Here is a 19581-nt window from a genome sequence, read left to right on the forward strand (position 1 = left end):
GACAACAGCAGGAAAGTCGCGTCCTGCCGACCATGCTTTTGATCCTGTCGGCAAGTGGATACCCTAACCTGTAAGTTGACAAGGGACATCGGGCTGGACCTGCAGCCTCTGCCGCCGCAAGATCACCTGAAGTTGACCGAGGTTCCCGATGACCAACCCCCTTTACCGCCTTGCCACCGATGTGGGCGGCACCTTCACCGATCTGGTCTGCCTGACGCAGGACCCCGTGACAGGTGACACCGTCGTCAAGGTCGCCAAGGCTGACACGACCCCGCCCGCCTTTGAAAGGGGCGTGCTGAACGTTCTGGACAAGGCCGGCATCAGCCTGCCCGACGTCGGCTTCTTCGCCCATGGCACCACGGTCGTGATCAACGCCCTGACCGAGCGCAAGGGCACCAAGGTCGGCCTGATCACCACCACCGGCTTTCGGGATGTGCTGGAGATTGCCCGGGGCAACCGCCCGGATTTCTTCAACATGCTGTACCAAAAGCCTCCCGCCGTCGTCCCGCGCCATCTGCGGCGGGAAGTCACTGGGCGGCTGGATTACAAGGGTGCGGAACGCACGGCCCTGGACCTGTCCACGCTGCCCGCCATTCTTGACGACTTCGGCGCCGAAGGTGTCGGAGCCGTGGCGATCTGCTTCCTGCACGCCTATGCCAACCCCGCGCATGAGGCTGCGACTTTGGCCGAGGTGCGGCGGCTGTGGCCCCAGGTGCCGGTCGTGGCCTCGCACCAGATCACGCGGGAGTGGCGGGAATATGAGCGGACCTCGACCACGGTTCTGTCGGCTTATGTCCAGCCCCTCGCCGAACGTTACCTGCTGGGCCTGCGCGACGGCCTGATCTCGGCGGGCCTGACGACCCCGGTTTTCGTCATGCAATCGAACTGCGGCATCGACACGCTGGAACGCGCGGCCCGCATCCCGATCACCATGGTGGAAAGCGGCCCTGCTTCGGGTTTCTGGGCAGCTGCGGAATTGGGACGGCAGATCGGAGAGCCGAATGTGCTGGCGCTGGATATCGGCGGGACGACGGCGAAATGCTCTCTGATCGAGGGCGGCACGGTCAAGGTGATCAACGACTACTGGATCGAACGCACCCGCACCTGTGCAGGCTATCCGATCATGGTGCCGGTGGTGGATCTGGTCGAAATCGGCAACGGGGGCGGCTCCATCGCCCATGCCGATGGGTTCGGGACGTTGCATGTCGGGCCGCAGTCCGCGGGGGCCGTGCCGGGGCCTGCCGCCTATGGCCGGGGCGGCACCGCGGCCACGACAACGGATGCGAACCTGTGGCTGGGCCGGATCAACCCGGAGTTTTTCTGCGGTGGAAAGGTCCGGGCCGACATGGCATCGGCACAGGCGGCGCTGCAGGCTTTGGGCGCGCAGATCGGGCTTGATGCCACGGGCACCGCGCGGGCAATCCTGCGCATCGCCAACGCCAACATGGCGGGGGCGCTGAAGCTGGTGTCGGTCAACCGCGGCCATGACCCGCGCGCCTTTACCATGGTGGCGTTTGGCGGCGGTGGGGCGATGCATGCCGTGGCCCTTGCTCAGGAGTTGGGCGTGAAGACCGTGGTGATCCCGGCGGGGGCTTCGGTCTTTTCCGCCTGGGGCATGCTGATGTGCGACCTGCGCCGCGATCTGTTCCTGACGCGGCTGATGAACCTGACGCCGGCCAACGCCGAAGCGCTGGCCGCACTCTGTGCCGAGGCGGAGGCGGAGGCGACCCGCGCCTTTGCGGACGATGGCATTGCGACCAAACCCGGCTTCCGCCGCATGGGTCGACTGCGTTATCAAAATCAGGAACATACGATCGAGGTGGAGATCCCCGCCGCTTTCGACATTGCCGCACTGCAGGCCGCCTTCCACGCGGCTTACGAAAAGGAATACACCTACCGCCTCGCCGCCCCGGTGGAGGTGGTGGGGTTGCACCTGATTGCGGTCTGCGACGCAGGCAAGCTGTCTGTGAAGACCCGGCCCCTTGGCCCGCCAGATGCTACGAACGCGCGGAAGGGCCAGCGCCCGGTGGACTATGCAGAGGATGGCACGCATCTGGCCACCATCTATGACGGCGCCGAACTTCGCCCCGGCATGGTGATCCTCGGGCCTGCGGTGGTCGAGGACCCCGGCACGACCATCGTCCTGCACCCCGGCAACCGCGCCCATCTCGACCGTTTCGGCAATCTGCATATCGAGGTCAATGCATGAGTGATCCCATCACACTCGACATCATCCAGAATGCCTTGCAGGCCACGGCGGATGAGATGTTTGCAGTGCTGCGCAAGACGGCCATGTCCTCGATCATTTACGAAGTGCTGGATATGGGCACCGGCATCACCGACGCCCACGGCGAAATCGCCACCTCGGGCGCGGGGATACCGTCTTTTGTCGGGGTGCTGGACAAGGCGGTGAAGGTGATCCTTGCCAAATTCCCACCCGAGACAGTGTCGGACGGGGACGTCTTTCTGACCAACGACCCGTTCCACGGCGGGGTGACGCATCTCAACGATCTGGTTCTGATGATGCCGGTCTTTGCCGAAGGCGAGCTGATCGCCTGGACCGCCAACATCGCCCACAACTCTGACGTGGGCGGCATGGCCCCCGGATCGCTGTCAGCCAACGCGACCGAGATCTTTCAGGAAGGCCTGCGCCTGCCCGCCATCCGCCTGATCCGGGGCGGCGCACCGGTTGAAGCGGTCTTCGACATTCTGATGGCCAATTCCCGCATGCCCGACGTCTTGCGCGGCGATGTCTGGGCCGCGATTGCGGCGGTTCGCACCGGGGCGCGTCGGCTGCGCGAACTGGCAACGCGGTATGGGGTGGAGGTGTTTCGTCGCGCCATGGTGCGCTTCATGGACCACGGCGAACGGATCGCGCTGGCGGGGCTGAAGGCGCTGCCCAAGGGCAGCTATGCGATCACCGAAGAGCAGGACGATGGCAGCCACCTGTCCGTCACCGTGACGATCACCGACACGCACTTCACCGTGGACCTGACCGGCAACCCGGACCAGGCGGCTTCTCCGATCAACACCAGCCGCGACGGGGCGATCCTGAATGCGCAGATGGTGTTCAAATCGCTGACCGATCCGCAGGGTCCGGCCAATGCGGGGTCGTTTCGCCCGGTGCAGGTGCTGACCCGAAAAGGCTCGATCTTCGACCCCTTCGAACCCGCCCCCTTTGGCTTCTATTACGAAACCGAAATGCGGCTGCATGATCTGATCTGCCGCTGTCTGGCCCAGGTCAAGCCCGAGCGTTTCGGTGCCGGCCACTTCGGCTCGATCTGCGGTACTTTTCTGGGCGGCATCCATCCCGACACCGGGCGGCCCTACACGATCATCGAGCCGCAGATCGGTGGCTGGGGCGGGCGTGCCGGGCAGGACGGAATTTCGGCCACCTTCTCGCTGGGTCATGGCGAAACCTACAATTGCCCGGCAGAGGTCAACGAGGCGCGCAACGGCCTTTACGTCGAGCAGCTGGCGCTAAACATGGCGGAGGGTGGCGAGGGAGAGTTTACCGGAGGGCGCGGCATCGTGATGGACTATCGCATCCGCGCCGAAAGGGGCTTTCTGACTGCGGGTTACACACGGTCGAAGTTCCCGGCCTGGGGGCTGAACGGCGGGCGGGACGGCTCTCCCAATCGGGTGGAGGTGATCCGGCCCGCCGGGGTGGAGCACTACGCCTTCGTGTCGGAACTGCCCCTCGCGCAGGGGGATGTGGTGCGCGTGATCACTGGCAACGGCGGCGGCTATGGCCCCCCTTCGGCGCGAGACCCCGGCCTTGTCGCACGCGACGTGAAGGATGGCGTCCTGACGGCAGAGCGGGCCTTGGCGGTTTACGGGGCCAAGACCTGACGCCCGAACCCCATCAATTCCCGCGTGTAGGTCTGGCTTGGGGCCTGCATGACCTGCTCGGTCGGCCCCGCCTCGACCACGTTGCCCCGCTGCATGACGATCAGACTGTCCGAGACATGGGCCACCACCTTCAGGTTATGGGTGACAAACAGCATGGACAGGCCCAGATCGGCCTTCAAATCCTCCAGCAGGTTCAGGATCTGCGCCTGAACCGACACATCCAGCGCCGAGGTCGGCTCGTCCAGCACCAAGAGGCTGGGCGACAGCGTCAGGGCGCGGGCGATGGCGACGCGCTGCGCCTGCCCGCCCGACAGTTCCCTGGCGCGGCGGGTCAGAAAATCGGATGGCAGGCCACATTGCGCCAATAGGGCGGCAGCGCGGGCGCGGTGGTCGCCGGAAAGTGCCGCAGCCTGCATCGGCTCGGCCAGGATCTCTGCGATGGTCAGCCGCGGCGAGAGTGACAGGAAAGGGTTCTGCGCCACGACCCCGATGCCACGCCGGGCACGGGCCAGGGCGGCGCCGCCCAGCGACAGAAAATCCGTCCCGTTCAGCCGGATCGACCCGCTGGTCACCGGCACCAAGCGCAGGATCGCCCGCAGCAAGCTGCTTTTGCCGGAACCGGATTCTCCAACGATCCCAAGGGTCTGGCCCGCCGCAAGGGTGAAGCTGACCCCATTGACCGCCGCCGGTCCGGTGCCAGAAAACAGGCCGCGCCGATAGCGCACCACAAGGTCACGCACCTCTAGCATCGCGCATCTCCAGATGACAAAGCCAGACACGCTCGCCCGCCGTGCGGCGGGGCGGCGGGGTGGCGCAGAGAGGCATCGCCTGCGGGCAACGCGGGGCAAAGGCGCAGCCCTGCACCGTCTGACTCGGCGGCGGGATCGAGCCTTCCAGCGCCGCCAGCCTTAGACCTTTGGCTTTGGCATCGGGCAAGGCGGCCAGCAGGGCTTGCGTGTAAGGATGATGCGGATGCGACAGAAGCAGCTCTGTCGGCCCCTCTTCCACAGTGATCCCGGCATAAAGCACCGAAGCGCGGTCGCAGACCTCTGCCACCACATCCATGTCATGGGTGATCATCAGGACGGTCAGTCCGCGCTCGGCCACCAACCGACGCAACAGCGCCAGCACCTGCGCGCCCACAGTGACGTCCAGTGCGGTCGTCGGTTCATCGGCGATCAGAAAATCCGCCCCGGTCGCCAAAGCCTGCGCAATCACCACGCGCTGCTGCATGCCGCCCGAGAGTTGATGCGGATAGGACCTGAGAACACGTTCAGGATCGGGAAGTCCGGTCGCGGCAAGCAGGGCCACCGCCTCGGCCCGGCGGGCAGGTTTGGCGGCTTGGGAATGGGTGCGCAACACATCATCCATCTGGCGCCCGATCGACAGAACCGGGTTCAGCGCGGCGGCGGGGTCCTGACTGATCAGCGCGATCCGACGACCGCGCAAGGCGGCCCCTGCCCCGCGCAGGTCAATCCCGTCGAAGGTGAAGGTCGCGGCCTGCAGGACCGCACCCTTGGGCAACAGACCCAGCAGCGCCATGCCCGTCATGGTCTTGCCGCAACCGGATTCGCCGATCAGGCCATGAATGGCGCCCTTGGGAACGGAAAGGTCCGCGTGGCGCACGGCATGGATCGTCCCTTTGATGGTGATGGACAGGCCCGATACCTCAAGCATCGCGGCCCCCTGTTTCACGCAAGGCATCGCCCACAACGCTGAAGGCCAGCGCCAAAATGAAGATCGCCAGCCCCGGATCGGCCGCATACCACCAGCGCGCCGGGAAGAAGGGGCGGCCGGCATCAACCATTTGCCCCCAGTCAGCGGTGGGCGGCAGCACGCCAAGTCCAAGGAACGACAGCGCCGAGGCGGTCAGCAGTGCCGGGCCGACATCCAGCGCCGCCTGCACACCAAGCGGGCGAAGGGCGGCGGGCAGGATGTGGCGGATCAGAATGCGCGGGGTGGAAACGCCCATCAGTCGCGCCGCCTCGACATAGGGCTGGTTGCGCAGCACCAGCACCTCGGCCCGGGCAAGGCGGGCGTACCACGGCCACCAGGTCACCGCGACCGCCACGATGCAGTTCAGCATCCCCGAACCCAAGGCGGCGGCCAAGAGGACCGCCAGCAACAGCGCGGGAAAGGCCAGAAAGATGTCGGTGATCCGCATCAACCCCTCATCCGCCCAGCCTCCGAAATACCCCGCCAGCAGGCCGATGGGCAGGCCGACGCACAGCGACATGGCGACAATCAGCACCCCCGTCGTCATCGAAACCCTTGCCCCATAGATCACACGTGACAGCATATCGCGCCCCAGGTGGTCGGTTCCCAGCCAGTACATGGCAGAGGGCGGCTGGAACTTGGCGGAAATGTTCGGCGCGCCAAGGCCTTGCGCAGCATCAGGCGCAACAAGCGGCGCCAGAAGTGCTGCCAGGGCAAAGACCACCACGATGCACAGGCAGATGGTGCCGGTCAGGCCAAGGCGCTTGACAAGGGTCATGTCAGGGCCACTCTCGGATCCACAAGAGCCTGCACCAGATCAAGCACCAGGTTCATCGCGACATAGCACAGCGTGACGACGAAGGCCGAGGCTGCGATGACGGGAAAATCCTTGGACAGGATCGCCTCTGACACATAGCGGCCCAAGCCGGGCCAAGCGAAGACGATCTCGACCAGCACTGCGCCTGTCAGGGCATAGGCGAAGGACAGGCCAATCACGGTCAGCGCCGGCCCCACGGCATTGGGCAGGGCGTGCCCGAACAGGATGCGCGCCTGGCTCAGGCCAAGGGCGCGCGCGGCCAGGATATGGCGGCGCTCCAAAATCTCGATCATGGCCGAACGGGTCAGGCGCATCGCCACCCCCGCAGGATAAGCCGCCAAGGTCAGGCCGGGCAGGATCAGATGGGCCAGAGCATCCCCAAAGGCATCGAAACGGGCGGCCAGCGCGGTGTCGATCAGCATGAAGCCTGTGACATAGGGCACCGGGTCCATAACCGAGAATTCCTTGCCGATCCGCCCCGACAGCGGCAGCAGGCCAAGCCATTGGCTGAAGACCCCCTGCAGAAGCATGGCCAGAAAGAAGGTCGGCATCGCGACCGCAAGGATGGAACCAAATCCGCCCATCCGGTCCAGCACGCCCCCCCGCCGGGCGGCGGCGATCACACCCGAAGGGATGCCGATCAGCAACGCCAGTCCGGTGGAAAAGATCGCAAGCTCCAGAGTCGAGGGCAGATAGACCGCCAGATCCTGCGAAATGTCGCGCCGCGATTTGTAACTGACTCCGAAATCCGCCGTGGCCATGGCATGGGCAAAGGTCAGGAAACGCTCGGGCAAGGGTGCGTCCAGATGCAGCGTTTCCCGCGCCTTGGCGATCAGCGCTGCTGTGGGACGGGGCCCGGCGTACAAAGCCGCCGGGTCCGAGGGCACAACCTGTGCCACGGTGAAGACCAGCATGGTCACGCCCAGCACGACAAAGACCGACAGCACCAGACGGCGCAGCAGGTAGCGTGCGAGGGCCATCTACTTCGACAGCTCGTTGACGAACACGACATGGCCATAGGCAGGGTTGTCGACATAGCCTTTCAGGTCGGATCGGATCACATGCACATTCGGCAGGTCGAGCATGAACACCGCCGCAGCATCGGCGATGATTTTGCGCTGCGCCTCGATGAACATCGCCTCAGCCTTGGTGCGGTCGGTGCCGGACAGGGCCGCCGCGTCGTCGATTTCCTTGTCGTAGTCAGGGTTTGAATAGTAGCCGAGGTTGTAGTTGGGCGAGGCTTCCGAGTGGAACAGGTTGAACAGATAGTCATAGGGCGTCACATAGGTCGGCCACCAATACATCACGAAAATGTCCTGTGCCGCCTTGGGATCTGACTTGGCCAGTTGCCACTGCGCCTCCCACGCCATTGGCTGCAGGGTCAGGTTGATACCCAGTGTCGCCAGATTGGCCTTCCACAATTCTCCCGCCACCGATTCAAGCGAGTCTCCGGTGGCAAAGGTCATGGTCAGTTCAGCGCTGGTGACCCCGGCTTCGGCCAGCAGGGCCTTGGCGGCGGCAAGGTCGGTCTTCGGGATCGGTGCCGCCTCGTCATGGCCCCAGATGCCCGCCGGAATAACGCCCTTGGCCCGGCTGCCAAGACCAGCGGTGCCAGAGTTGATCACGTCGTCGTAGGGGAAGGCCAAAGACAGGGCTTGGCGGACCTTGGGGTTGTCGAGCGGTGCCTTCTTGACGTTGTACATCCCGAACAGGGTCTGGAAGGACGCGTTGGCGACCACCGCCACGTCCGTCTTGGTCTTCAGGCCTTCAAGGTTGTCGTAGGGCAGTCCATAGGTCCAGTCGGCGTCACCGCTTTCGATCATGTTCTGCGACAGGACAGGATCTTCGACGACGGCAAAGACCGCCTTGTCAAAACCGCCCTCAGGTGCCTTGCCCCAATAGGCCTTGTTGCGGGTCAGGATGCAGCGCTGGCCGGGTTCGTAGCGCTCCATCTGATAGGGACCGGTACCGCTGCCATTGCCCGCGTTGAACCAGGCGTTGTCCTTGTCCAGCACCGATGGACTGACAATCCACGCCGCAAAGCCCGAGGCCGCGATCATGTCCAGCGGCTGCGGCGAGGACAGCTTGAACACCGCCGTCGCGGCATCCGGGGCCTCGATCGAGGCGACCGGCGCCCAGATGAACGAGGCACCGCCCGCCGTCTTGACCGTCCATTCGACGGATTTCTTGACCGCATCCGCCGTCAGATCGGCCCCATCATGGAACTTCACCCCCTGCCGCAGGTGGAAAGTCCAGGTCAGGCCATCGGCAGAGACATCCCACTTTTCCGCCAGAAGGGGTTCCACTTTGGCCGGCTGATCGCCCTGCGCCGGGATGTAGCGTGTCAGGCTCTCATATACATTCGCCATGATCGCCCCGTCGTTGGAGAACGAGGTGGCGGGGCTCAGATCCGGGAAACCCGCCGGATGGGCCATGGTGAAGATCTTGGTGCCATCCTCGGCCAAAGCCACGCTCCAGCGGGCGGCGGTCAGGGTGCCAAGGGTGGCAAGGCTGGCGGTCTTCAGGAAGTCACGGCGCTTCATGTGTGATCCTTTCAAGCTTCATAGGCGGCGACGGGTTGCGCATCCATCGGCGCACCCAGATGGGGGACGAAGTCGAAGTCATAGCCAAAGGCCCTTGGTCCGACCGAGCGCAGGGCGATGTCCGACCTTAGAAGTGCCGGGGCCGGGATGGCAATGACGCTGACACGCAGACCATAGCGCTGTTCTTCGGTGGTGATTGGCCTGCCCGTTTCTGAATCGACGATGCAGATCAGGTCCGGCACCATGGCCAGCACCTTGCCCGCTTCCGTGGCGATCAGGTATTCGTTCTGGATCTCGATCTCCATCTGCCGCCCGGCAAACGCCTCCAGCCCGGTCAGCGTCAAACTGCCCCGGACAAACCCGGCCGCAATCCTGCGCCCCACATCGGAAACCTTGCCACGCATCAGCAGGCTGCCGCCGGTGCGGGCGATCAAAGCCTCCACCGGGTCCACCTTGGCCGTGCGGGCGTTGATCACCGTGTCGCCCAAGGTCCAGGCATGGGATACCGTATGCGGCACCCCGTAGCGGCGGATGAAATCCCCTGACATCGGCGCCGTCGTCATATGCGCCGTGCAGCCCATGGCGACGGTGCCCGCGCGCATCAGCTTCTCAAGCATCTCGGGACTTGTGGCTTGCGTGACGATCATCACATTGCCCAAAGCATCTGCCAGAACAGCGGGTTGGCTTGCTTGGCCATGGATGAAGAAGGTGGTCATCTGAACCTCCGGAAAGGCCCGCCCCATGCCATCGGCATCCACCACCGGCAGGCCCAGCTTTGCCGCTGTGATCATGGGCGCCAGACCATTGGAACCGCCAATCTCATCTGCGATCACCGCATCGACCTTGCGGCCGGTGTACTGTTCAAGCGCCCGCAGAGAGCGGACCCCTTCATCCCCTTCCTCCATCTTCTCGATCCCCACCGTGGGCGCGCCAATGTTGCCAAGCGCCAGCACGAAGGCATCCGGGGGCAGGTCGCAAGGCCGGATCACCTTGACCGTCTTGCCCTCGCGCAACTGCGCCTTGACCATCAGCATGCCCAGATAGGGATTTCCCCCACCGCCGGTTCCCAAGATCCCAGCACCCAGGGCGATGCGGTCGATGTCGGCCTCTGTCAGGGTCCAGTATTTCATGCCTTCAACTCCCCCACGACCTTGACCGAAATACGGATCGCATTGCCGGGCAGGTAAGACAGCGGCGTCTCTTCCACTTCGGCCAGTTGCACGGTGTCAGGGTCCGCACCCGCCTCCTCCGCCCGCTGACGGGCGATGGCGATGATCCCGTTCAAGGCGGCCTCCCGCGAGCGTCCTTCCAGGGCCACCACCGAATCCACCTCGCCCGAAACCTGCGCAATCGCCGCGCCGATGGCATTGGCCGAACCGAAATGATCGGGCCGCAAGGACTGGCTGGTGCCCTCCAGCAACCCCTCGATCAGCACCGAGCCGCCGCCGACCAGCACTGCGGGAATAGGTTCAGGCCCCGGCTTCATCTGGTCCAGCACCGTTTCAACCGAGGTTTTCATCCGCGCCAAGGCAGACCGTACAAAAGCCGCGTCCAGATGCGCCACCTTCGACGGGTCGCCAAGATCCACCAACCCGGCCGCCACAGCAATATCGGTCGCCGTCAGCGTATCCCCGCCAAACACCAGCGCCTTGTCCGGCAACCGGAAACCCACCGAGTCCGGGCCGATCCGGGCCGCACTATGAACCAACGACCCGCCGCCCAATCCGAAGGAAAACACATCCGGCACCCGGAAGTTCGTCCGCACGCCTGCGATCATCGCCCCCTCCGACCGGCTGCGCGGAAAGCCTCCGACCAGCAGGCCCACATCCGTCGTGGTTCCGCCGACGTCGATCACCGCCGCATCCTTGAGGCCGGTCAGGAACGCAGCCCCGCGCATCGAGTTCGTCGGCCCTGAGGCAATGGTAAACACCGGAAAACGCTCGGCATACTCGGCGGCCATCAAGGTGCCGTCGTTCTGCGTCAAATACAGCGGACACTGCAGCCCCAGTCGCGCGAACGCCGAGCGGAACGCCGCTACAGTCTCTGCCCCCAACCGATGCAAGCTGGCGTTCAAGATCGCCGCACTCTCGCGCTGAAGCAGGCCCGTCCGCCCGATCCGGTGCGAGAGAGAGATCGAGACCCCCGGCATCTCTTGTGCCACGATTGCCGCCGCCTGATTTTCCATGGTCGCATCGACCAGGGCGAACACCGAGCATATCGCCACTGCCCCGATCCCCGCCGCCGTCCAGCCCTTGCAAGCGTCGCGGATCGCGGCGTGATCCAGCGGCGCAATCGCCGAACCGTCGAAGTTCACCCCGCCACCGACCAAAGCGGCGCCGCCATCGACCAGGCTGCGCAGACCTTCCGGCCAATCCACCATGGGCCATAGGGACCGCGTCGCCCGCCCGCAAAGCCGCAGGATTCCAACGCGTTGCAGGTGTCGCCCCTCAACCAGCGCGTTCAGGAAATGCGTTGTGCCAATCATCACGCCGCCCACGTCCGATCCGGCAAACCCGCCCGCCGCCAGCACCGCCCGGATTGACGCCTCCACCCCGCCCGTCACATCGGCCGTGGTGGCGGTCTTGACCGTCGCCAGCACCTTGGTCCCGCGCAGCAAGGCAGCATCCGTATTGGTTCCGCCGACATCCACCCCAATCCGCACCAATCCGGTCATTCCGTCTTCCTTTTCCCCGTCCGGCTCAGCGCCGTGGTCCGTGTTCCAAAGACCTTGTACATGCGCAGGATCATGCAAGGCACGACCCGCTTCACACCGGGAATCTTGCCGATCACCGTTTCGCAAAAATCCAGCAGGTCGGCGTGGGTCGCAACGAAGATCGCCGCCGATAGGTTGTAATTTCCAGTGATCGCAGCCAGATAGCCAACTTCGTCATGCTCGCCCAGCAGACTGGCGACGTCGTCGACGCACCCGGGTTCCACTTCAATGAACACGTCAGCCTGCACCTCGCGCCCAATGGAGGTGGGGTCCGGTATCGCGCCGATCACGATGTGACGATCCTGCAAAAGGCTGGCGATCCGGTTTCGGATCGTGCGTTCTGAAACACCCCCAATCCGGGTGGCGATCTCAGAGGCGGACAGGCGGCCATCCTCGGTCAGAAGGCCGATGACGGTGCGGTCAAGGTCGTCGATCTCGCTGCGCTGCAATGCCGAAAACCCTCTGTGGATCGCACCAAGGGTTAACCTGAATCGGCATTCTGTCAACTTCCATTTTCCGTTTCGGCAAATATACGGCGGCTTAACACCGGTTTCGGCCATAACCTCCCAGTATTCAGGCGTTCAGGGCCTCGAACAAACGCGCCACGGCCTCGGCGCCCGGGTCAATATGGCCCTCAAGGTTGCCCGAGTTGACATAGGCCGCCCGCCCGGCTTTGGCGCGCTTCAAGGTTGCCGTGTGGTTCGCGCCTTTCCGCGCCGCCACGGTGGCCGCCGCGAGCCCTTCCGGCAAGGCCTCCAACGCTGGTTGCAAAGCGTCGATCATGGTCCGGTCACCCAACCGCGCTCCACCGATCTCCTGCATCCGTTCCAGCCCGGCCCAAAGGGCATCCCGCATCGAGGCCCCGCTTGAAGCCGCATCCCCCGCCGCCGCAAAGAAGATCGCCAGCAGCACGCCCGATGATCCGCCCATCGTCTGGCTCAGTTCCAGACCAATCGCTCGGTAAAGCTGCGTGTGGTCGGCCAGTGGCAGGTGTTCCATCGCCCCGATCAGCGCCCGCGCCGCGCCGGCGAGGGTGGAGCCCGTATCCCCATCCCCCGATTTCGCATCCAGCGCGTTCAGATCAGCCTCCATCCCAATCAGGATTTCACAACATTTTGTCAGAAAGCTGCGCGTCGGCGCGTGCGTGGAGGGAATCGGCCGGATCGGCGCCAGCCCGTCCGGAAGCGCCAGCAATACGGGCGCCGTCATCGCATGGGCTCCGGGCCAGGCGGCCAAAGGCGTGTCAGCCTTCAGGGCTTTCTCATCCTCTGCCGTCAAGGGATAGACGGAAATGGAAACGCCCCGCATGTCCAATGAGGTCATCATCGCCGCCGGTCCGACCAGCACCTTGATCTTCGCCCCCAATTTCGAACGCGTCAGTTCATAAGCCAAGACGGACATTTCCAGCACCGACGTCCCGCCAAGGTTGTTGAGCAAAGCGACATGCGGCCCGTCCACCATCGCCGGTGCCAACTTCTCCGCCATTGCCGCCACTGCATGTTCCGCACCCGCGAAACTTACCTGCTCCACGCCCGGCTCGCCGTGGATGCCCAGACCCAGTTCGGCCATGCCGGGCCCGATGCGGATCTCCTTGGCGGAACCGGGGACGGTACAGGTGTCCAGCGACATGCCAATCGACTTGGTGCCGGCAATCACACGCTCGGCCGCCTTGGTCACCTCGGCCAAATCTGCACCTTTTTCAGCAAGATAGCCGGCGATCTTGTGAACAAACAGGGTCCCCGCCACACCGCGCGCCTGCGGCAAATCGGGCAGGGCAATGTCATCATCGACGATCACCATGCTGACCTTGCACCCAAAAGCCCGCGCCCGCTCTGCCGCCAACCCAAAGTTCAGGCGATCGCCGGTGTAGTTCTTGACGACCAGCAGGCAGCCCGCCGGACCCGTCACCGCCAGGATGCCCGCCAACACCGCATCGACGGATGGTGAGGCAAAGACGTCGCCACACACTGCCGCCGTCAACATCCCCTTCCCGACAAACCCCGCATGCGCCGGCTCATGGCCGGACCCGCCGCCCGATACCAAGGCAACCTTGGACTTGTCCCAGTCGGCCCGGATCACCACCCGTATATGCGGGAAACCGTCCAGCCTGACCAACCTGCCGCCCGAGGCCATGATCAGCCCGTCAATCGCCTCGGTGACGATATTCTCACGCTTGTTCATGAATTGAGTCATGGTGTCCTCCCTTAGGCGATGCGGTTGCCGGCTGCGTTGAAATAGAACGGCCGGTCTGGTTGGATTTTGACAAGATCGCCCGCACGCAAGGAGGTGTGGGGACTGGTGACTGTGATCACGTCATGGGCCTTAAAGGACAGATGCAGTCGCGTCTGGTCGCCAAGATGTTCAACGCGCTTGACGAGGCTGTCTTGCCCCTCCCCCTGCCGGATTTGTTCGGGGCGCAGGCCGATATGGACGGCATCTGGCGGGGCTGCACCGAACAGTCCGGCGGGCAAGATGTTGATCCGCGGCTGTCCAAGCCGGCTTGCGGCATAGATGCTGACCGGCTGTTCATAAATTTGGCGCGGGGTCCCGAACTGGACCAGACTTCCGTGGTCTAGAACGCCAACATGGGTGGCCATGGTCATCGCCTCGATCTGGTCGTGGGTCACATACAGGATGGTGGCGCCAAGGTTGGACTGAATGTTCTTCAACTCCACCCGCAGGTCTGCACGGAGTTTGGCGTCGAGCGAGCTTAGGGGTTCGTCCATCAAGTAGACGGCGGGGTTGCGCACCAAGGCGCGGCCGATGGAAACGCGCTGCATCTCGCCCCCCGAAAGGGCGGTGGCCTTGTTGTCGAGTTTGTGGGAAATCTGAAGGATTTCCGCGACTTCGCCAACCTTTCGGCTGATTTCCGAGCGCGGGGTTTTAAGGAGCGGGGACTTCAGCGGGAACTCCATGTTCTCGCGGACTGTCAGGTGGGGGTAAAGGGAGTATTGCTGGAAGACCATCGCCACGTTGCGTTGCGCGGGGGTCAGGCCCTTCATCGGGTGGCCGCCGATGTGAACCTCTCCCGTGTCGGGCGTGTCGAGGCCGGAGACCATCCGTAGCATCGTGGTCTTGCCGGCACCTGTGGGGCCAAGGAGAACGACGAAGGCGCCGTCGGGGATTGTCATCGTCACGTCGGCCAAGGCGATGGTCGGGCCGAAGTGTTTGGAAACGTTGGTTAGAATCACCTCAGCCATGGTTCAGCACCCTTTGATTGGCGACGGACCGCAAGGCACGGCCTTCGGGGTTGAAGAGCGTGATGGAGCGGGCATCGAAGCGCAGGCCGGTGGATTCCCCAATGGAAACATGGGCTTCGGAGCCGATGCGGGCTTTGACTTGGCCGTGGGCGGTGTCGAGGGTGATGATCTGGGTGGTGCCAAGGTATTCCGCCGCCAGAACGCGGCCCTTGGTGGCCGCGGTGTCGTCAAAATGGACGTTTTCGGGGCGCACGCCAAGGATGAGAGAGCCACTCGCACCGTCCAACATTTCAGGGATTCCAATGGGTTGGCCGGAAAGGGTGACGTGGGTGGCACCGTGGCCGACCATGCCGTCGAACGCCAGGAAGTTCATGGGCGGCGAGCCGATGAAATTGGCGACGAAGGTGGTGGCGGGCCAGTCGTAGATGTCTTGCGGCCGGCCGAATTGTTCGACAACCCCATGATTCATAACGACAATCTTGTCGCCCATCTGCATTGCCTCAAGCTGGTCATGGGTGACATAAACGGTCGTGGCGTGCATGCGGTCGTGCAGGGCGCGGAGTTCTTCGGCCATATGTTCGCGGAACTCGGCGTCCAAGGCACCCAAGGGTTCGTCCATCAGGAAGCAGGCGGGGTTGCGGACAATGGCGCGACCGAGGGCGACGCGCTGGCGGTCGCCGCCGGAGAGGCCGCCTACGGGGCGGTCCAGCAGGGATTCGATGCCCAGAATCTTCGCAACTTCCTCGACTTTGGCCTTCACTTGGGGCTTTGGCATGCCTTGGCTGACCAAGGGGTAGGAGATATTTTTCCTAACGTTCATATGGGGATAGAGGGCGAACATCTGGAAGACGAAGGCGATGTCGCGCTGTGACGCGGGCTTTTGGGAGACCTCGGCACCGTTGATGTAGACCTCACCGGAGGTGGGCAATTCAAGGCCTGCGATCATGCGCAGGGTGGTGGTTTTGCCGCAGCCGGAGGGGCCCAACAGCATGAAGAATTCGCCGTCTTCGATGGTGAAACTGGACGATTGCACCGCCGTAAACGCGCCAAATTCCTTGCGGAGGTTCTTGATGACGATCTGGGCCACCGCTTACTCCGGGAAATGGCTGGTGATGATGAACATGACGGTGCCAAGCAGGGTCACGGGGAAGGAATAAGTGAACAAAATCAACGCGAAGGGCTGCATCAGCATCACCACGCCAAGGGCGATCAGGATGGTCGCCAGCATCTCCCACGGGGCGCGGCGGAGGTGGAGGAGGCCGTTGAGGAAGTTTGTCATGGCTTGCTGGCCTCCGTAGCTTTCCCGTCGTTTCTCCGTAGTTCTTTTGTAGCTACACGGCGCACGGTCATTTCCGCACCGCCCCGAAGGTAATTCCGCGCAGAAGGTGCTTTCGCAGCAGGATGGTGAAGACCATGATCGGCACGAGGAAAAGGGTCGCCCCGGCCGCCACGGCGGGCCAGTCCTTGCCGCCGGTGCCGATGATGGTGGGGATGAAGGGCGGGGCGGTTTGCGCGTCGCCCGATGTTAGCAGGACCGCGAAGGCGTATTCGTTCCAGGCGAAGATCAGGCAGAAGATCGCGGTGGAGGCGATGCCGGTGGCGGCCTGCGGCAGGACGACTTTGGTGAAGGCTTGGAAGCGGGTGTAGCCGTCGATCAGGGCGGCCTCTTCATACTCGATCGGGATTTCGTCGATGAAGCCTTTCAGCAGCCAGACCGAGAGGGACAGGTTCACGGCTGTGTAAAGCAGGATCATGCCAAGGTGCGTGTCGTTGAGGCCCAACTGGCGGTACATCAGGAAAATCGGGATGGCGACGGCGATGGGGGGCATCATCCTTGTGGAGAGGATGAAGAACAGAAGGTCATCTTTCAGCGGCACCTTGAAGCGGCTGAAGGCATAGGCGGCGATGGTGCCGAGGAAGACACTGAGGAAGGTCGATCCGAAGCCGATGATGACCGAGTTCAAGAACCGCTCACCATAGCGGCTGGGGCCGGTGATGACCATGTCATATTTGCGCACGATGGCGTCGTACCAGGTGGCGGGCGGGGCCAAGGCGGCGAGGTCTTCCGGTGTCACGCGGCTGCGGGAGGTGAACAGATTGACATAGCCTTCGAGCGTGGGGGAGAAGAAGACCTTCGGCGGATAGGCGATGGCGTCAGACGGGGATTTGAACCCGGTGGCAATGATCCAGACCAAGGGCAAGAGCGTGAGGACGGCATAGGCCACGACGAGGAAGCCTGCGATCCACTTCTGGCGGGACGAGGGTTCGGTGATGGAAAAGCTCATCTGTCTTTCACCTTGTTCAGCGCCTTGACGTAGATGGAGGCGAGGCCGAAGACGGTCACGAAAAGGATGACGGCATAGGCCGAGGAATAGCCGGTGCGCCACTTTTCAAACGCCTCGCGCTTGAGGTCGATGGAGACGAGCTGAGTGGTGGCGCCGGGGCCACCGCCGGTGAGTTGCACGACAAGGTCGAACATCTTGAAGTTTTCGATGCCGCGAAACAGGACGGCGAGCATCAGGAAGGGCAGGACCATGGGGATGGTGATGGTCCAGAACTGTCGCCATTTGGAGGCGCGGTCACACTCGGCCGCTTCGTAGATCGAGGGTGGGATGGAGCGCAGGCCGGCGAGGCAGATCAGCATGACGAACGGGGTCCACATCCAGGTGTCGACCAATACGATGGCCCAGGGTGCGAGGGCGACGTCGCCGATCATGGAGAAGGACGAGGGATCGGCCCCGGTGAAGAAAGCGATGACATAGTTGAAGAGGCCGATTTGCGGCTGGTAGAGGAAGGTCCAGAAGTTGCCGACCACGGCGGGCGACAGCATCATGGGCAGGACGATCAGCGTCGTCCACAGGTCATTGCCGCGGAATTTCTTGTTGATGAGGTAGGCGAGGCTGAAGCCGATCACCACTTGCAGGACGATGGTCCAGATCAGGAAATGGGCGGTGGCTTGCAGCGAGGTCCAGGTGTCGGTGTTGGTCAGGATCTTGATGTAGTTTTCGATGCCAACGAACTTGACCGGGTTGTTGGGACGGTTGGTGCGAAAATCGGTCAGCGACAGGCGGATGGTCCAGATCAGCGGGAAGATGTTGACGGCGAGCAGAAGGAAGATCGTGGGGGCGACGAAGGCCCAGGCGATGGTGCGGTCGGACAGGCCGCGGACGCGGTGGGCCAATCGGGGGGGTGTGGCCGCCGCGATGCGAAGTGCCAAGGGATCGGGCATGGGGGATTCCTGAAGCGAGGGCTTGGGGCATGATGCGCGAGGCCCGGTTGGCCCTCAAGAGCCTCGCGCAGGGGTGTCCGCCTTGGGAGACGGCGGACACCCGGTTTCAGCCGGTCGCGCTTAGTATTTGCCTTCTTCGTCGAAGGTGGCGTGCCAGTCCTTCACCAGCCCATCCAGCGCATCCTTGGCGGTGCCGTTGCCCGCCACGACATAGTCATGGAAGTACTTCTGCGAGGCTTGCAGCAGGGTGGCGTAGGAGGGTTCAGCCCAGAAGTCCTTCACGATGGCCATGGAGTCGAGGAAGGTTTGCGCATAGGGCTGCGATGTGGCGAAGCTGGGGTCGTTGACCACGGCCTTCAGCGCGGAATAACCGCCGAGTTTCCACCACTTCTGCTGGACGTCCTTCTGGGCGAACCATTTGATGTAGGAGAGGGCCGCGTCCTGCTTTTCGGAGGTGGCGACGACGGAGATCCCCTGCCCGCCCAGCTGTGCGAACTGGTCGCCATCGGGGCCGGCCGGGTTCACGAAATAGCCGGTCTTGTCGCCGCCGACATTCGGGTCGGTGTTGAAGCCGGGCCAGGTGAAGGCGAAGTTCATCTGCATCGCGACCTGACCGGATTTGAAGGCATCCACCCCCTCGCCCATATAGGCGTTCGACATGCCGGGGGCCGAGCAGCAGTCGTAGAGCGCCTTGTAGTATTCCAGCCCCTTCACGGCCTTGTCAGAGTTGACGAAGCCTTCCATGTCATAGGGCTTGTCGGGGTTTTCATATTTGAAGCCGAAGGAATAGAGCACGTCCATGGCGCCCATGGTGATGCCTTCGGACCCACGCTCGGTGTAGATATAGGCGCCGTAGACCTTCTTGCCGCCCTCATCCCGGCCCTGGAAGAACTTGGCGATGTCCATCAGTTCGGCGAAGGTTTTCGGCGGGGCAAGGTCGCGGCCGTATTTGGCCTTGAAATCGGCCTGATTCTTGGGTTCGGCGAACCAGTCCTTGCGGTAGGTCCAGCCGACCACGTCACCGAAGGCGGGCAAGGCCCAGTAATTCGGCGTGTTCTTCGGCCATTCGGCATAGCCCACCACGGTGGCGGGGATGAAATCATCCATCTTGATGCCATTGGCATCGAAGAAGTCGTTCAGCTTGATGTATTGCTTGTTTTCCGCCGCGCCGCCAATCCACTGGCTGTCGCCGATCATCAGGTCACAGAGCTTGCCGCCCGAGTTCAGTTCATTCAGGAAGCGGTCGGCAAAGCTGGTCCATGACACGAATTCGAAATGCATCTTGTTGCCGGACTGCGCCTCGTAGTCCTTGGAAAGTTCGACCAGCGCGTTGGCCGGGTCCCAGGCGGCCCAGCACAGGGTCAGATCCTCGGCATGGGCGGTGGTGCCGCCCATCGCGGCTGCGACAGCCAGTGCCGCTGTGGTTTTCAACAATCTCGCTTTCATTTTTGATTCCTCCCGGTTCAAGGCCCCGGCCTCCTCGCCGCGACTCCATGCCCTGAGTGACGTTA

Annotated in this window: 17 protein-coding genes; 2 read left to right on the forward strand and 15 right to left on the reverse strand. The window is 63.4% G+C overall.

Going from position 1 to position 19581, the window contains the following annotated elements:
* The first annotated feature begins 148 nt into the window (after positions 1-148).
* Positions 149-2209, forward strand: a complete 2061-nt coding sequence (locus AC1Y2B_RS15870) for a hydantoinase/oxoprolinase family protein (protein WP_482254085.1) — start codon at positions 149-151, stop codon at positions 2207-2209.
* The gene (locus tag AC1Y2B_RS15875; RefSeq protein WP_482254086.1) at positions 2206-3852 is read left to right on the forward strand and encodes a hydantoinase B/oxoprolinase family protein; all 1647 of its coding nucleotides are present in this window, start codon (positions 2206-2208) and stop codon (positions 3850-3852) included. Before AC1Y2B_RS15870 ends, AC1Y2B_RS15875 begins: the two co-directional genes overlap by 4 nt.
* On the opposite strand, the gene AC1Y2B_RS15880 is transcribed toward AC1Y2B_RS15875, so the two are convergent.
* The 15 genes from AC1Y2B_RS15880 to AC1Y2B_RS15950 form a co-directional block, all read right to left on the reverse strand.
* A complete protein-coding gene (locus AC1Y2B_RS15880; protein WP_482254087.1) occupies positions 3834-4601 on the reverse strand; it encodes an ABC transporter ATP-binding protein in 768 nt (255 codons plus the stop codon). The two genes, AC1Y2B_RS15875 and AC1Y2B_RS15880, sit on opposite strands and share 19 nt — an antisense overlap.
* Positions 4585-5529 carry an ABC transporter ATP-binding protein gene (locus AC1Y2B_RS15885; protein ID WP_482254088.1) on the reverse strand — a complete coding sequence of 315 codons (945 nt, stop codon included), beginning with the start codon at positions 5527-5529 and terminating at the stop codon, positions 4585-4587. The genes AC1Y2B_RS15880 and AC1Y2B_RS15885 overlap by 17 nt, the downstream gene beginning before the upstream one ends.
* Positions 5522-6346, reverse strand: coding sequence for an ABC transporter permease (locus tag AC1Y2B_RS15890; RefSeq protein ID WP_482254089.1), 825 nt, complete (start codon positions 6344-6346; stop codon positions 5522-5524). Before AC1Y2B_RS15890 ends, AC1Y2B_RS15885 begins: the two co-directional genes overlap by 8 nt.
* Entirely contained in the window at positions 6343-7365 is a 1023-nt protein-coding gene (locus tag AC1Y2B_RS15895) for an ABC transporter permease (protein WP_482254090.1), read from the reverse strand. Before AC1Y2B_RS15895 ends, AC1Y2B_RS15890 begins: the two co-directional genes overlap by 4 nt.
* Positions 7366-8928, reverse strand: a complete 1563-nt coding sequence (locus AC1Y2B_RS15900) for an ABC transporter substrate-binding protein (protein ID WP_482254091.1) — start codon at positions 8926-8928, stop codon at positions 7366-7368.
* An 11-nt stretch (positions 8929-8939) separates the two neighbouring features.
* A complete protein-coding gene (locus AC1Y2B_RS15905) occupies positions 8940-10058 on the reverse strand; it encodes a DUF917 domain-containing protein (RefSeq protein WP_482254092.1) in 1119 nt (372 codons plus the stop codon).
* A complete protein-coding gene (locus AC1Y2B_RS15910) occupies positions 10055-11602 on the reverse strand; it encodes a hydantoinase/oxoprolinase N-terminal domain-containing protein (protein ID WP_482254093.1) in 1548 nt (515 codons plus the stop codon). Before AC1Y2B_RS15910 ends, AC1Y2B_RS15905 begins: the two co-directional genes overlap by 4 nt.
* Positions 11599-12201, reverse strand: coding sequence for an Lrp/AsnC family transcriptional regulator (locus AC1Y2B_RS15915; protein WP_482254094.1), 603 nt, complete (start codon positions 12199-12201; stop codon positions 11599-11601). The genes AC1Y2B_RS15910 and AC1Y2B_RS15915 overlap by 4 nt, the downstream gene beginning before the upstream one ends.
* Positions 12202-12214: 13 nt before the next feature.
* The gene (locus AC1Y2B_RS15920; RefSeq protein WP_482254095.1) at positions 12215-13834 is read right to left on the reverse strand and encodes a dihydroxyacetone kinase subunit DhaK; all 1620 of its coding nucleotides are present in this window, start codon (positions 13832-13834) and stop codon (positions 12215-12217) included.
* Between the two features lie 11 nt (positions 13835-13845).
* On the reverse strand, positions 13846-14841 hold the full coding sequence (locus AC1Y2B_RS15925) for an ABC transporter ATP-binding protein (protein WP_482254096.1): 996 nt from the start codon (positions 14839-14841) through the stop codon (positions 13846-13848).
* A complete protein-coding gene (locus AC1Y2B_RS15930; protein ID WP_482254097.1) occupies positions 14834-15928 on the reverse strand; it encodes an ABC transporter ATP-binding protein in 1095 nt (364 codons plus the stop codon). Before AC1Y2B_RS15930 ends, AC1Y2B_RS15925 begins: the two co-directional genes overlap by 8 nt.
* 3 nt (positions 15929-15931) lie before the next feature.
* Positions 15932-16120, reverse strand: coding sequence for a hypothetical protein (locus tag AC1Y2B_RS15935; protein ID WP_482254098.1), 189 nt, complete (start codon positions 16118-16120; stop codon positions 15932-15934).
* A 67-nt stretch (positions 16121-16187) separates the two neighbouring features.
* Entirely contained in the window at positions 16188-17126 is a 939-nt protein-coding gene (locus tag AC1Y2B_RS15940) for a carbohydrate ABC transporter permease (protein ID WP_482254099.1), read from the reverse strand.
* Complete coding sequence (locus AC1Y2B_RS15945; protein WP_482254100.1) at positions 17123-18070, reverse strand: carbohydrate ABC transporter permease; 948 nt, start codon at positions 18068-18070, stop codon at positions 17123-17125. Before AC1Y2B_RS15945 ends, AC1Y2B_RS15940 begins: the two co-directional genes overlap by 4 nt.
* 120 nt (positions 18071-18190) lie before the next feature.
* Positions 18191-19516 (reverse strand): ABC transporter substrate-binding protein, encoded by a 1326-nt coding sequence (locus AC1Y2B_RS15950; RefSeq protein ID WP_482254101.1) that lies wholly within the window; start codon positions 19514-19516, stop codon positions 18191-18193.
* Positions 19517-19581 lie beyond the last annotated feature (65 nt).

The organism is Stagnihabitans sp. (genome assembly GCF_964946895.1).

What these genes read in the sequence shown, in the direction of transcription:
- AC1Y2B_RS15870 (WP_482254085.1), top strand. Translation starts at nt 149, where the DNA reads ATGACCAACCCCCTTTACCGCCTTGCCACCGATGTGGGCGGCACCTTC.
- AC1Y2B_RS15875 (WP_482254086.1), top strand. Translation starts at nt 2,206, where the DNA reads ATGAGTGATCCCATCACACTCGACATCATCCAGAATGCCTTGCAGGCC.
- AC1Y2B_RS15880 (WP_482254087.1), bottom strand. Translation starts at nt 4,601, where the DNA reads ATGCTAGAGGTGCGTGACCTTGTGGTGCGCTATCGGCGCGGCCTGTTT.
- AC1Y2B_RS15885 (WP_482254088.1), bottom strand. Translation starts at nt 5,529, where the DNA reads ATGCTTGAGGTATCGGGCCTGTCCATCACCATCAAAGGGACGATCCAT.
- AC1Y2B_RS15890 (WP_482254089.1), bottom strand. Translation starts at nt 6,346, where the DNA reads ATGACCCTTGTCAAGCGCCTTGGCCTGACCGGCACCATCTGCCTGTGC.
- AC1Y2B_RS15895 (WP_482254090.1), bottom strand. Translation starts at nt 7,365, where the DNA reads ATGGCCCTCGCACGCTACCTGCTGCGCCGTCTGGTGCTGTCGGTCTTT.
- AC1Y2B_RS15900 (WP_482254091.1), bottom strand. Translation starts at nt 8,928, where the DNA reads ATGAAGCGCCGTGACTTCCTGAAGACCGCCAGCCTTGCCACCCTTGGC.
- AC1Y2B_RS15905 (WP_482254092.1), bottom strand. Translation starts at nt 10,058, where the DNA reads ATGAAATACTGGACCCTGACAGAGGCCGACATCGACCGCATCGCCCTG.
- AC1Y2B_RS15910 (WP_482254093.1), bottom strand. Translation starts at nt 11,602, where the DNA reads ATGACCGGATTGGTGCGGATTGGGGTGGATGTCGGCGGAACCAATACG.
- AC1Y2B_RS15915 (WP_482254094.1), bottom strand. Translation starts at nt 12,201, where the DNA reads ATGGCCGAAACCGGTGTTAAGCCGCCGTATATTTGCCGAAACGGAAAA.
- AC1Y2B_RS15920 (WP_482254095.1), bottom strand. Translation starts at nt 13,834, where the DNA reads ATGACTCAATTCATGAACAAGCGTGAGAATATCGTCACCGAGGCGATT.
- AC1Y2B_RS15925 (WP_482254096.1), bottom strand. Translation starts at nt 14,841, where the DNA reads ATGGCTGAGGTGATTCTAACCAACGTTTCCAAACACTTCGGCCCGACC.
- AC1Y2B_RS15935 (WP_482254098.1), bottom strand. Translation starts at nt 16,120, where the DNA reads ATGACAAACTTCCTCAACGGCCTCCTCCACCTCCGCCGCGCCCCGTGG.
- AC1Y2B_RS15940 (WP_482254099.1), bottom strand. Translation starts at nt 17,126, where the DNA reads ATGAGCTTTTCCATCACCGAACCCTCGTCCCGCCAGAAGTGGATCGCA.
- AC1Y2B_RS15945 (WP_482254100.1), bottom strand. Translation starts at nt 18,070, where the DNA reads ATGCCCGATCCCTTGGCACTTCGCATCGCGGCGGCCACACCCCCCCGA.
- AC1Y2B_RS15950 (WP_482254101.1), bottom strand. Translation starts at nt 19,516, where the DNA reads ATGAAAGCGAGATTGTTGAAAACCACAGCGGCACTGGCTGTCGCAGCC.